Origin of the sequence: Roseiconus nitratireducens, assembly GCF_008629675.1 — a bacterium.
Lineage (GTDB): Bacteria > Planctomycetota > Planctomycetia > Pirellulales > Pirellulaceae > Stieleria > Stieleria nitratireducens.
In genome coordinates this window covers 12,026-25,463 of the sequence record NZ_VWOX01000004.1, presented here as the reverse complement: position 1 = coordinate 25,463, position 13,438 = coordinate 12,026, and the positions used below count along the sequence as shown (strand labels likewise).

At 59.9% G+C, this 13,438-nt stretch carries 10 protein-coding genes; 5 read left to right on the top strand and 5 right to left on the bottom strand.

Annotated elements, in window-relative coordinates; translation table 11 throughout:
* Positions 1-107 precede the first annotated feature (107 nt).
* Positions 108-1,739, bottom strand: a complete 1,632-nt coding sequence (locus FYK55_RS08050) for a solute:sodium symporter family transporter (RefSeq protein ID WP_150075898.1) — start codon at positions 1,737-1,739, stop codon at positions 108-110.
* Between the two features lie 195 nt (positions 1,740-1,934).
* The gene (locus FYK55_RS08045) at positions 1,935-3,041 is read right to left on the bottom strand and encodes a Gfo/Idh/MocA family protein (protein WP_150075897.1); all 1,107 of its coding nucleotides are present in this window, start codon (positions 3,039-3,041) and stop codon (positions 1,935-1,937) included.
* A gap of 271 nt (positions 3,042-3,312) precedes the next feature.
* Here FYK55_RS08045 and FYK55_RS08040 point away from each other — a divergent pair, with 271 nt between their 5' ends.
* The 4 genes from FYK55_RS08040 (at position 3,313) to FYK55_RS08025 (ending at position 7,024) form a co-directional block, all read left to right on the top strand.
* Entirely contained in the window at positions 3,313-4,248 is a 936-nt protein-coding gene (locus tag FYK55_RS08040) for an aldo/keto reductase (protein WP_150075896.1), read from the top strand.
* Between the two features lie 75 nt (positions 4,249-4,323).
* Positions 4,324-5,145, top strand: coding sequence for a sugar phosphate isomerase/epimerase family protein (locus FYK55_RS08035; protein ID WP_150075895.1), 822 nt, complete (start codon positions 4,324-4,326; stop codon positions 5,143-5,145).
* Positions 5,146-5,411: 266 nt separating this feature from the next.
* Positions 5,412-5,723, top strand: a complete 312-nt coding sequence (locus FYK55_RS08030) for a DUF2853 family protein (protein ID WP_235908519.1) — start codon at positions 5,412-5,414, stop codon at positions 5,721-5,723.
* 5 nt (positions 5,724-5,728) lie between these two features.
* Positions 5,729-7,024 carry an NRAMP family divalent metal transporter gene (locus FYK55_RS08025; protein WP_150075893.1) on the top strand — a complete coding sequence of 432 codons (1,296 nt, stop codon included), beginning with the start codon at positions 5,729-5,731 and terminating at the stop codon, positions 7,022-7,024.
* 34 nt (positions 7,025-7,058) lie between these two features.
* Here the strand turns inward: FYK55_RS08025 and FYK55_RS08020 are convergent, their stop codons facing one another.
* The 3 genes from FYK55_RS08020 to phoU form a co-directional block, all read right to left on the bottom strand.
* Positions 7,059-9,371, bottom strand: a complete 2,313-nt coding sequence (locus FYK55_RS08020; protein ID WP_150075892.1) for an ABC transporter permease subunit/CPBP intramembrane protease — start codon at positions 9,369-9,371, stop codon at positions 7,059-7,061.
* Positions 9,368-10,198, bottom strand: a complete 831-nt coding sequence (locus FYK55_RS08015) for an ATP-binding cassette domain-containing protein (RefSeq protein WP_150075891.1) — start codon at positions 10,196-10,198, stop codon at positions 9,368-9,370. Before FYK55_RS08015 ends, FYK55_RS08020 begins: the two co-directional genes overlap by 4 nt.
* A 548-nt stretch (positions 10,199-10,746) precedes the next feature.
* A complete protein-coding gene (gene phoU, locus FYK55_RS08010) occupies positions 10,747-11,424 on the bottom strand; it encodes a phosphate signaling complex protein PhoU (protein WP_150075890.1) in 678 nt (225 codons plus the stop codon).
* 513 nt (positions 11,425-11,937) lie between these two features.
* Between phoU and FYK55_RS08005 the strand changes: the two genes are divergently transcribed.
* Positions 11,938-13,422, top strand: a complete 1,485-nt coding sequence (locus FYK55_RS08005) for an OprO/OprP family phosphate-selective porin (protein WP_235908518.1) — start codon at positions 11,938-11,940, stop codon at positions 13,420-13,422.
* Positions 13,423-13,438: the final 16 nt, after the last annotated feature.

Sequence of the window (13,438 nt, the reverse complement as noted above, 5' to 3'; positions counted from 1 at the left end):
CTCGATCGCGACGATTCCCCGGAACCAGATGAGAAGAAAAGTTTGCCAGAGGCCGGCATTCGCCCGCATCGCGGCCGAATTCGCGGTGTCTCAGAAGGCAAGGTATCTCAGAAGGCAAAGTAGACGTAAACGAAGATTGCGAAGGCGATCAGACCCCCTCCGACGACCGGGGCCGCCTTCCACGGCGTCAGGTCCACCGCCCCCACATCCTTCTGCACGTAGGGCTCACTGCGTCGCAATCCGATCTGTCCCAGTACCAATTGAAGGATCACCAATCCGATGAACACGACCCCCATGAAGTGGTAGGGGGAATGGAACGTCTCCACAACCCAGCCCGGTTCGGTGTCGGTCTGGCCGCTGAGAAAGGTGCCAATGCTCATCGCGATCAGCCCCACCACCAGGGTGATCAGCGCCGACATCCCGTCGACCATCCGGTTGGTCAGCCCCACGATCATGATCGCCAGGATCGGGATGAAATAAACGCCGTTGAGTTTCTGGAAGAAGCCGAAGATGGCTTCCCGGCCGTAAAAGAAGTTCGGGGCGGCGATCACGGCGAACACCGCCACTATCAGACTGCACATCCGGCCCGTGATCACGACTTCATGCATGCTCGCGTTCGGACGCAAAAACTTCTTGTAGACGTCCAACGAAAACAGCGTCGCGCTGCTGTTGAGCACCGAGTTGAAAGTGGACAGGATCGACCCCACCACGACCGCGGCAAAGAAACCGATCAGCGGCTTGGGCAGGACGGTTGCAACCAACGCCCCGTAGGCATTGTCGGCCGCCCCGCCGACACGTTCGGAAAAGGTCGGGTCGGTATCGGCCAGGTAGGCGGCGGCGATCCCGGGCAGCACCAGGATCAGCGGAGCAAGGATCTTGAAGAATGCGGCCAGCAGCACCCCCTTTTGTCCCTCAGCGAGATTCTTGGCGCCAAACGTCCGCTGGATAATCTGCTGGTTGCTGGACCAGTAAAAGAAGTTCAGCAACAACACACCGCTGAATAGCGTCGGCCAGGAGACGTCTTCGTCCATCGACCCGAGCGACTGAAATGCGTCGGGGTCATGGTCAGCGATCAAGGTTAGCGCCGAGAACAGGCTGCCGCCTTCGCCGGCAACCGCCGACAGTGCGTAAAAGGTGATCAGCAGGCCGCCGATCAGCAGGCCCGCTCCGTTGAACGTGTCGGACACCGCGACGGCACGCAAGCCACCCCAAATGGCGTAAGCGGAGCCGACCGCGGCGATGAAAATGATCACGGCCCAAATCGTTTGCAGCTCGTCCAATCCCAACAGCGTTTCCAGATCCAGCATCCGTGAAAGGCCTCGGGCCCCCAGGTACAACACAAACGGCAGCAGGATCAGCATGTACGCCACGACAAACAGAAACGTGGTCAAGGTGCGGACACCGGACCCGTAGCGGCTCTCAAAAAACTCGGGGATCGTCGCGATCCCCGACTTCAGATACCGGGGCAGAAAAACCAACGCCAACGCGACCAGGGAAATGCCGGCGACGACTTCCCACGCCATGACCGATAACCCTTCGTTGAAGGCGGCGGCGTTGAGTCCGATCAATTGTTCGGTCGAGAGGTTGGTCAGCAGCAACGAACCGGCAATGAACACTCCCGTCAGCGAACGTCCGGCCAGAAAGTAACCTTCGTCCGTATCGTCGGTTGTCCCACGCGTCACCCACCAGGTCGCGAACGCCACCAGGGCGGTGAACAGTAAGAAAGTGGCGATGGTCATAGCGGGTCTTTCGGGCCAGAAGGAAAGAGAAGGCGGGGAAGGGAGTGTCGGATCACGGCAGCATTGCTCTGCCCCATCTGCCTGAGAATCATCGTGCCCGAGAATCGTCGGCGGTCAGACACAGTCGGCGGTCAGACACGGAAAGCGGTCGGGCCAATTCGGCAAGCCAAGGGGAAGTGTGCGGTCGAGGATTCGTCAGTCATCCAGGGAAACCGGTGTGCCGTCCTGGTCAGCACTGCGGCGGCAAGCGTCTAGCACGCGCTGGGTCAGCAGCGCGCGGGCGGCCAGCTCGGGGTCGGGTTGGCCGTCGATCGCGTGACGGGCAAACGTCCGGACCATTTCGACTTCCTGCGAATTGGCTTCACCGCTGTGGTATTCGTCACACGCAAAGTGCTCGCTGACCCGGCGGAAATTCCAACGGCAATTGTCGATGGCAAGGTCGTGCTTGTGCACCTGCCAGCGGGTGTGTCCGTCGTACATGGGCAGCACAAAATCGTCCAGGGTCAGGTAGCCGTCCTCGCCCGAGACCGTTGCCAACTGCTGGTTGGCCGACAGGAAGGTGCAATAGAACCCGGCAGTGATTCCGCCCTGGAAGGCCAGTTCGCCCCGGAATTCGCCCGGAACGGATGTCTTGGCGCCATCACGCTCCAGCGCCGTGAGCATCTGACCGGAGACCGAGGTAGGCTCGGCAAAGTCGTTGGCCCACAGGATGAATCGGATGCAGTACCAGCCCAAGTCGCCCAGGCAACCGTGAGGCTCCAGCGTGGCATCGGTGCGAATATTGTCTTGGTGGAACGATTCATCGCCGGTGAACGAAAAATGGGTCTGAATCCGCCGCACCCTGCCCAGCATGCCGCTGCGGATTTGTTGGCAGACCTCCGCGATCCGTTTACCGTGGTCGAACATCACCCCGTCCATGAACTGCACACCGTTCCGCTCGCAGGCGTCGATCATTTCGCGGACGTCAGCGGCGTTGTCGGCGATCGGCTTTTCGATCAGCACGTGCTTTCCGGCTTCGGCGGCGGCCAAGACCCAAGGTTTGCGGAGCCCGGTGGGCAGGGGCACGTAAACGGCATCGATCTGGTCACTTTCCAGCAGCGCCTGGTGCCCTTCAAAGGCTTGCGGGCGATCGTCAAAGGGGACTTCGCGCTGACAGTCGTCAATGAATTGTTCGGCTCGAGAGGCGGAGCGACTGGAGACGCCGCCCACGATCCCGTTTCCGCTCAACGCGATGGCTTTCCAATTCTTGCGAGCGATCTGGGCCGTACTGAGGATTCCCCAACGACAGGGAGAACTTGTCATCGTTACGCTTTGCGGTGCCGGGTGAAGGGAGGCAGTCTGGCGAGCAGGCTGGTGGGAAGACGGTCGGGCGGACGAAGCCCGGAGGCGTGTTTCAAAGCTCAAGAGAATAACATGGAACCGTGCCGATGTCGTGCCGCCTGGGGGCTTTGGCAACCGATCTCACATTTCCGGGAATCGATCTCACGCGGGGACGGCGCCCCGGCGTCACCGACGTCGCGGTGTGGTAGGTTGGCGGCGAATTTGACCTCCCCGGAGACGAGACCCTTTTGTGATGAAGAAACGACCGCTCGGAAAGACAGGACTGGAACTTTCGGTGTTGGGCTTCGGCGCTTCCTCGATTGGTGCCGAGTTTCGTCCGATCGATGTTCCCGAAGCGTTGCGTTGCGTGCGGACGGCACTCGACCGCGGCATGAACTACATCGACACGGCCGCCTACTACGGGCGGGGGATGAGCGAGATCATGCTGGGGCGCGTGTTGCCGGAGATTCCCCGCGATTCCTACGTGCTGAGCACCAAGCTTGGACGCTTCGCACCCCAGCACTTCGACTTTTCGGCGCGACGTGTCAGTGAGAGCGTGGACATTTCTTTGGAACGCATGCAGGTCGAGCATCTGGACATCGTCTTCTGCCATGACATCGAGTTCGTCGACCTGGAACAAATCGTCCAGGAAACGCTTCCCGCCCTTCGCAAGGAAGTCGATAAGGGAAAGGTCCGTTTCATCGGTGTCAGCGGTTACCCGATGAAGATCTTTCACGAGATGCTGCGGCAAACGGATCTGGACGTGGTAATGACCTACAACCACTACACGCTTCAGAACGACATGGCGTTGGCCTTGATCGAGCCTTGTCGCGAAAAAGGGGTAGGGATCATCAATGCGGCGCCCTTTTCCGCCCGCCTGTTGACCAATGCCCCGCTGCCGTCCTGGCACAAGTCGACCGAAGCGGTGCGTGAAGTGGCGGCCAAGGCGGCGGCTCACTGTCGGGACAAGGGGACCGACATTGCCAAGTTGGCGCTACAGTACACAGCCGCGAACGACGCCTTTGCCAGTTGCGTCGTCGGTTCGGCCAACCCCGACCGTGTCAATCAATGGTGTGATTGGCTGGACCAACCGCTGGATCATCAACTGGTCGAAGAAGTCAAGGAGATCCTGCGGCCGATCCACAACTGGGTGTACGTCGAAGGTCGCCCGGAGAACAACGACGGATGATGGACGGGGCGCCCTCGCGTCAGCGTGTCGTCGTCTCGTCATCTCTTGCTTGCCTCTCGAAACCCCCATCAATTCATGAAGTCCTGCATCACCCTTTCACTTGTCCAAGAGGCCCGCGGCGGTCCGTTCGTGTTGTGGGACGGGCTGGAGAAATCCATCGCTTTTGCCGGAGAACTCGGCTATGACGCGGTCGAAATCTTTGCTCCCTCGGTGGAGTCCCTGAATCTGGATTCTTTGGGAAACCTGTTGGATTCTGCCGGGGTCAAGCTGGCGGCCTTGGGGACCGGAGCCGGGTGGGTCAAACACCGATTGCAGCTGGCCGATCCGGATGCCCAAAAGCGACGTGACGCGCAGCAGTTCGTGCGGACGATCATTGACGCCGCCGGCCAGTTTGGGGCGATGGCGATCATCGGTTCCATGCAGGGCCGGAGTGACGGAAATGTCAATTCGGAAACCGCACTGGGATACTTGGCCGAGGCCTTGGAGGACGGTGGCTCGCACGCGGCACAGTACAACGTGCCGTTGATCTACGAACCGCTGAATCGATACGAGACCAACCAGTGCTGCACGGTCGCTGACGGTGTGAAGTTATTGCGTTCACTGTCCACCGACAATGTGAAATTGCTGTGCGACCTATTCCACATGGGAATCGAAGAAGTTGACATCGCGGGGGCGTTGCGGGCGGGTGGCGACCTGGTGGGACACATCCACTTTGTCGACAGCAATCGCCGGCCGGTCGGCGGTGGGCATTTCGATTTTGCCCCGATCATGCGTGCGCTCCGATCGATCGACTACAGCGGCTACTTGTGCGCCGAAGCATTCCCCTGGCCCGATCCTCATGAAGCCGCGCGGCAAACGATGCGAGCTTTTCGGTACTGGACCCAGAGCCCCGCGTGACGTCGTTCCGCTGTCACTGGCGGCGAGACATCTGGTGCGACGCGCAACCGCTGCAGGACATTCGGGCAAAAACGATTAGCCGCTCAGCCGGGCATGTCGAACACGGGCTCCGCTGGTCCTGCATCCGGACCCCGGAGACACCCCACCGCTGCTGCGACGCGCGTTATAGTCATACACCACGTCGGACGGTCCGTCGCAGGCACACAGGCAGCCTCGGCAGCCGTCGTGTCGCGCCAACGTTTGCCAGGTTGATAGGAGCCTTGAAGATGACCAACTATCTCGAGAACGTGAAGAAGTACGTCGAGTCGCCGGTGGAGGATGCGGTCGATTCGCTTGTCGGCCATTTGGGAATCGCGCTGGAGTCACGCGATGGAGCGAACGTGGCCGCGACGGACCCGAATGAACTCAAGGCAATTCGTGACGGATATTGCAACATCAATTTGGATTTGGATGCGGACGAAGCTGATGCCGCGATCCAAAAGGTCTGCCAAATCATGCAAGGCGATCAATTCAAATGCCGAGTGACGTTTTACTATCTGCTAGCCAAAGAAACCGATCGCATGCACCGCCTGTGTTGACCTAAATGAGCGAATTCCTTTCTCTGCTGCGCCGGATCGGTCCGGCGATTGTCGTTGCCGCGGTGGTTCTGGGGCCGGGCAGCATCGTCAGCGCTTCACGCGTCGGTTGCCAATACGGTTATCAGTTGTTGTGGTTGGTGCCGCTGGCAAGTCTGTTGATGATTTCTTTGACGGTGACGTCAATGGCCATCGGCGTTTCACAGCGGGAGACGCCTTGCGGAGCCGTCGCGTCAGCTTTCGGTCGTCCGATCGCCTGGCTGGTCGGCGGCGCGATGTTGGTGGCCATCACAATGTTCCAGGCGTCCAACAACAACGCGATGTTGATGGCGGCCGAGGGATTCATGGACCCGGTCGACACCCAGGCGGGACAACCCGCGGCCGCGTCCGCCCTCAGTTCGCGACTGGTCCGCACCGCCGTGCCGCTGGTGTTTAACTTTGCGATCATCGGATTGCTGTGGGCCAGCCGACGGGATTTGTACCGCGTGATCGAAAAGACGATGGCGGTGCTGGTGGCGGCCATGGTCGTGGCATTCGCAATCAATCTGTGGTTCGCCTCGCCCACGCTGAATGGAATCCTGTCCGGATTGATCCCGTCGCTGCCACGTGGAAGTACGGCCGAGGGGATCGATACGGTCTCCTGGATGGCCAGCGGAGCCTTGGTGGCGACGACGTTTTCCGTGGCCGGAGCTTTCTACCAGTCGTATCAGGTTCGCGAGAAAGGATGGAACGTTTCGGATTTCAGGCTGGGCGTTCTAGATACCTTTGTTGGAATTTGTTCGCTGGGGCTGATCACGATGATGATCCTGATCACGGGGGCCGCCGCGTTGCATTTGAAGGTTGCTCCGGAATCGTTGACCGACGCGTCGGCGGTTGCCCGCGCGTTGGATCCGTTGTTTGGTGATGCGGCGCGGTACGTGTTTGCCGCCGGCGTGCTGGCCGGCGCGGTCAGCTCATTCGTCGTCAACGCATTGATCGGCGCCGTTGTCTTTTGCGACGCCCTGGGGATGCCGTCGAAACTGTCATCCATTCACGTACGGCTGACGACCGTTGGCGTGCTCCTGTTGGGCTGGGTCGTGGCGGCGATCGGTGTGTTGACCGAGGTGCCGCTGGCCGACTTCATTGTCGTCGCCCAATCACTGACCGTGATCGCTTTTCCTGCTCTGGCCATCACCATCATCTGGCAAGCGCGGCGAATCCAAACCGGCTTGTTGCCGGTTTGGGTGACTCCGCTGAATTACCTCGGATTGGCCGTGACGCTTCTGTTGAGCGTTCGAACCATCATGGGGCTGATCGGGACTTGAACGCTGGTTGATTGCCCGCATCCGGGCCCCGTGGTCATGCCGATGCTAGTGCCGCAGTGGGATCGATCAGGTCTCGATGCCCCTGTTCCACCGGCTCCGAATCGCTTTCGTCGACGACCGGATTCATCGTCCCGAAGTACAGCAGGCAGGTGGCGGCAACCCCCATCCCGATCAGCGTCCAGAAGGGTTGATAAACGGGCCCCATTTCCGTTTCTTGAAGGAACAACGAAGCCGCGTGCCAGTTGCTCTCTGCGATCCGTCCGAGCGAGACTGAGAGGGCGTTGTTGGTGAAGTGAATCAGTATCCCCGGCAAGACACTTCCGGTTTTCAGCGTGATCCATCCGAGGATCAATCCCATCATGGAGGCCGCGATCGATTGTTGCAGGACCCCGTGCGAAATCCCGAACATCAGCGCCGTCAGCACGACCGCCCGCAGCTTGCCGTTCTCTCGGACCAGTCCGCCGAAAATGAAACCGCGGAAAGCCAGCTCTTCGCAGACCGCAGGAAGCAACGCCATCAACAGCAAAACGGCTGACCAGGGGGCCGCAGCGATCTGCTCAGCGAACGGACGCATCGCTTCGGCCGCCTGCTCGCTGACCGGGTACAAGTGGTTGATGAACTTGGAAAGCATCATGTAGGAAGGATGCAAAGTGATCGCTAGCAACACGCCCATCGGGAACGTGGTCCAGTGAGGCATGCGAATGCGCAGGCTTTGTCGAGTCGACGTCGTCAGCATCACCGCCATGATCAAGGCGGGAAACACGATCAAGGTTTGCGGCATCATCACCAGCTTGGCGATCCCCGCGAACGTTGTCGGCATTTCGCTGACCGTCAGCCGGGCGAAGAACAGACAGACCAGAATGATCGCCCCGCACGCATAGGCCTGGGCCGGCGTCGCCGCGGTCTGGCGATCCCGCCACAGGTGCCGGACCCACATGCCCAGTTCCCACTGCTCACCGCCGCCGAACAATACCGATTCGTCTTCGAACTGGCGCCGGGCCCAGCGCGCCGCCAGCCACAAACAACTGCCCGTGACCGTCAGCACCATGGGCACGAAGAACACGGCAGATGCATACTGGCCTTCAACAAGCGATCGCACCAGCAGAAACATTCCGGTCACCGGAATCAAACTGGTACCGAAATTCAAGGTGGTGCCGGGAAGCATGGGCAGCATCACCAATGGCAATGTGACCATCATCAGGGGCATCAGGTAGTACTGACCCTCTTTGCTGCTACGTGCCATCGCTGCCACGGCCAACGCCAACGCGCTAAACAGAATGGAAAGCGGAATCAATGCGACCAGCAGCCACAGCATGGGGGCCAGCGGCGGCGCGCCCAGCGAGCTCGACGCGCCGGCGATGTTCAGATTTTTGAATACCAGCGAACTGGTGATCAGCATGCTGCCCGCGTTCAGAAGTGCCGTGGACATGCTGAAGGTTGCCACCGCGGCCAATTTCCCCCACACGATTTCGCTTCGCAGCGCTGGGCTGCAGAGCAGCGTTTCCAGGGTGCCGCGTTCTTTTTCGCCAGCGACCAAATCAATCGCGGGATAGAAAGCGCCGGTCATCGCCCAGACCAGCATGATGAAAGGCAACAGCTTGCTCCAGAAAGCTGCCTCCCGTGTTTGTTGCGGCGCAACGTTGCTGTCTGACCATTCGAACGGCAGCAGCGAATCGGGATCGATCCCCACGTGGGCCAGTCGCTGTTTGATCCATTCACCTCGCCAAGCGGAAAGCACACCGACCAGCCGCTCCCGCGCCAGCACTGATTGATCGCTGCCGACGTTGTACAGCATCTCAATGCGCGGTTGTTCCACGGATTCCGCATCATTCGAACCGGACGCTGAACTTGGCGTTGACTGATTGCCATCCGTCGTCGAATCGGCAGCGGCGGAAGCCTCCGCCGACTTTTCACCTGCCAGGTTGGGCGGAATCACGGCGACGACATCGAAGGCGCCCGCCTGGACCCAGCCTTCGGCGCGGGATCTCCAACCGCTGTCGGAACTCAATTCGTCATATCGGTAGGTTCTGAGCTGGATTGATTCGGGCGCGTCGATCAGGGAGGCGGCCAATTGGCTTCCCTCGATCAGCGGAGGAGCCCCTTCCAAATGCTCGCTGCCGATGAGGCACACCGAGGTCGGGTTCTCTTGGGAAAACTGGGCGATCTGCATCAGCAGCATGCCGACCAGCGGGTACAACATGATCGGCAGGACGGCGATCGTGAACAACGTTCGCCGATCCCGCAGTTGGTCGCGCATCTCGCGAAGGTAGATCAACCAAACGGCCGACAACCGCGTGCGATCGGTATCTTCCTCCGTCGAGCGAATCACGCTCGTGCGTGCACTCATGCCGATGTTTCTCCCGGAGCGGTCGCGGCGACCGACCATCCGCCGGGGTCGGCCATCACCGATCCGTCGAGATCGCCGTTGCGACGTTCCTGCTCGTGCTGACTGAGGAGGCCGAAAAAGAGCTCCTCGAAATCGTCCTCGCGGTGCCGCCCCCGCAATTCATCAAGTGTTCCCGTGTCCAGAATCTTGCCGCGGTACATGATCGCGATTCGGTCGCACAGCCGTTCCACTTCACTCATGATGTGTGTCGAGAAGATCAGGCACTTGCCCGCCTCGCGCAACGATCGAATGACCGACAGCAGGTTGCGAGCCACCAGAACGTCCAAACCCAGAGTGGCTTCATCGAAGACCAGCACGGGCGGGTCGTGGACCATGGCCCGCGCGATGGAAACCTTCTGTTTCATACCCGTCGACATCTTCGCGCCGGGCACATCGCGAAACTCATTCATCCTCAACTGGTCGAAAAGTGTTTCCAGTCGCTGACGCAGCAAATCGGATTTCATGCCGTGCAGCCGTCCGAAGTACTGCACCATTTCCCAGGCGGTCATCCGGTCGTAGATCGCGGTGTTGTTGCTGACGAAACCGATGTTGCGTCGCACATCGGCCGCGTCCCGGACGACATCAAATCCCGCGACGGTCGCAATGCCGCCGGACGGTTCCAGGATGGTGCTCAAGATCCGCAGCACCGTCGTCTTTCCGGCACCGTTGGGACCCAGAAGACCGAAGATTTCGCCCGCCCGCACCGAGAAAGACACGCCGTCGACCGCCACGAACCTTCCCCGTTGAAGATCCTGGTAGGTCTTTGACAGATGCTGGACGTGGATCATGTCTTCCAGGGACTTGTCTTGCAGGGACGTGGGAAAATGTCAGGCAACTCCTCCGCGGCGCCATTGAACAAGCACGAGTCCGCGTTCGACCGCATTTGAAATTAGCTTGCGGGAACCGCGTGCGGTCACAAAAGGGTGGAGCGGTCATGCGATTTGGATGATCAACACCCGTCTAACCGTCAGAAACGCTACCGCTTCGTGGCGATCGGTCGCAGCCACCCGCGAGGGGTGGCGGCGGTTCCATGTCGTGGCCCTGCCGGAAAGAAAGACAAGCGGCGGCACGACCCACCCGACCGGCTTCACGCGGCCAGTGGTTCATCCGATGGTCGGCAAGCTGACGACCAGGGCCACGGCCGGGAGGCGGTTGGTTTGTCCGAGCGAGAAGCCGCTCGAACGTCGCGCGGTTGCAATAGCGGCCGCGTATTCCGTGGCCGATTCGGAGGTCCGGCAGATTCCCGGTTGATGCTCTCCGTGTGCGCTGAATCCCATCGCCGACCTGTCGGCCGCGAAAACACGGCCGTCGGATTGATCCGCGAATGCGGCCGGGGTCACGCGCTGGCGCGTCCCGCCGTCTTGCCGGATCGATGGCGGGTGATTTCTCCCTCGACAACGTATTCGACGTCTTCGGCGATGTTGGTCGCGTGGTCACCGATTCGCTCGACGATTCGGGAAGCCGAGAACACGTGCAGGTACATGGACACCTGATGGGGATTGGCCTCCATCGTCGCGACCAATTCATCAATCACGGCGCGATTCATCTCGTCCAGTTCGCTGTCACGGCGACAGACCTCACGGGCCAACTGCGGATCGTTGGCAACGAACGCCTGTTTTGCGTCCTGGACCATTCCGATCGCCCACAGCACCATCTCGCTAAGTTTGGTCGGAATCAGAACTTCGGGGTAGTCGATCAGCGACTCGGTCCGTTCGGCCAGCTTGAGAGCCAGGTCGGCGATGCGTTCCAAATCGGCATTGATTTTCAACGCCGCTGCGACGCGGCGAAGATCGCTGGCGACGGGTTGTTGCAGCGCCAAGAGGGTCAGGCAACGTTCTTCGATCAGGACTTCCAAGTCATTGATTTGGACCTCCATGGAACGCACTTCGTCGGCAGTTCCCAGGCAACGTTCGCACAATCCTCGATAGGCGGATCGGATCATCGATTCGGCGCGATCGGCTTGCTGGCAGATGGCGTCTTCGATGGAGCGGAGGTTCGACTGGAGTGCTTTCATCAGACCCTCTTGTTTCTTGAAAGCGCGACACGCCTATGCAGAGAACGACCGGCGATGCCCAAACCTTCATGGTTTCTTAACATTCGCTTCATTCTACCCCTCGAATCTTGGAAAAGCCAGACGATTGTGCGGATTGGGACAACCCGGTGGTGTCGCTATCGACGGATTGTTCGGGTCCGTCCGATTGCGTTCCCGTCGCGGGCGATGCCGATCGTTTGTTTCGTAATTGTGAAAGCGATGGCAAATCAAGGGATCGGGCCGTAGCACCGGTTACGTTTATTCCGATTCGGGCACCTGGAGGCGAGTGACACCTTGGTTTGGATCTCGGCTCATTGATTGGCGGAATCCGTCCGCATCCGGTTGAAGGATCGACCGGTGGACGGAGTGAATCGACTAGTTCATGGATGACCAACAGCGATGAGACCATCTCTCTCAGCGCGCTGCCGACGTACCACCGTCGCGCTCGCACTCAGTTTCGTTTCGGGCCTCGCGTCCGCTCAGGCCGATGATGGTTTGGGACTTCTATCGCACAACGATGCGTTGTTGCCGACCTACCAGACGGCAATGCTGCAAAACGACGTGATCGATCAGGCGGACACGGGACTGATCGAAACCGATGGGGACGGCGACGATACCCGTTCGTCCTTTCCCGCAGGGACGGTTCCGATCGGTGAATACGAGGAACTGCTGGAACGCGTCGGAGAGTTGGAAACCAGCTGGAAGGATTACCAGGATGAGCTGAAAAGCGACGCGGACGCCAAGAAGAAGAAGCCGGCGTACAAGCTCAACGGCCGAATTCACCTGGACAACTGGAACTTTTTGGACAGCGACCCGGGGGTCAACGAGCTTGAGACGGGGGATCCGAATGACGATCCGGAAGATCGTTGGGATTTCCGCCGAATCCGGCTGACGTGGACCGGCACCGTTCCCCAAAACATGCTGTACCGAATCCAGTTGGACTTCAACAATCCGTCATCGGCGGAGATGAAGGACGTGTACCTCGGATTCAACAATCTGCCGCACAATCAGACGCTGTTGATCGGAAACCAAAAGCGCCCGATCGGTTTGGATCACCTGAACAGCAGCCGCCACAACGTGTTCGCCGAGCGACCGTTGGCCGTCGAAGCGTTCAACGAGGACGCGCGACGTTTGGGTGTCTGCATGTACGGTTACAACGACGCCGAGTCGGTGCACTGGCGGTATGGAGCGTTTCTGCTGGAAAACATTAGCACCGACGGTCGTTACCGCGGCGACTATGACGAAGCCGGTCTGTACGGTCGTCTGTCGGGAAGTCCCTGGTACGACGAAATCAGTGGCGGACGTGGCTACTGGCACTGGGGACTTTCCGGGTCGGTCAACACCACCGATGGCGACGGGACCATCGACAACGACCAGAACCAGAATGAGGCCAGGTTTCGGACGCGGCCGCTGGCGCGAAGCGATTCCCGATGGTGGAACACCAACCGAATCCTGGGGTCCGAAGGCTACCAGGAACTGGGGTTGGAATCGATGTTGAACATCGGTGCGTTGCAAATCACCGGCGAATACATCAACACTTGGGTGCAGCGCGATCCTGCGGGTGGTTTCAACGGCAGCAACCTTCATTTTCAAGGGGGCTATCTGTTCGCATCGTACTTCTTGACGGGCGAATACATCCCGCTCAATCGCACGTCGGGCACGATCGATCGAGTCAAACCGTTCGAGAACTTCTTCGTCGTCGATCGCTGTCGCGGCGGCACCGGGAAAGGCTGGGGGGCACTGTGCGTGGCGCTTCGTGGTGACTACCTGGACCTTTCCGATTCGGACATCCGCGGGGGACGGGGCTACGGAATCACTGCCGGTCTGAACTGGTACTGGACGGCCTATTCGAAGATCCAGTGCAACTACGTGGTTGGTGAAATTGAAAACGGCGGTCAGGGGCTTGATGATGTTCCATTAGCGGCGGGAATCGGCGGCGACTTCAGCATCCTGGGCTTCCGCTACATGATCGATTTCTAGACCCGATCGCGCAGCC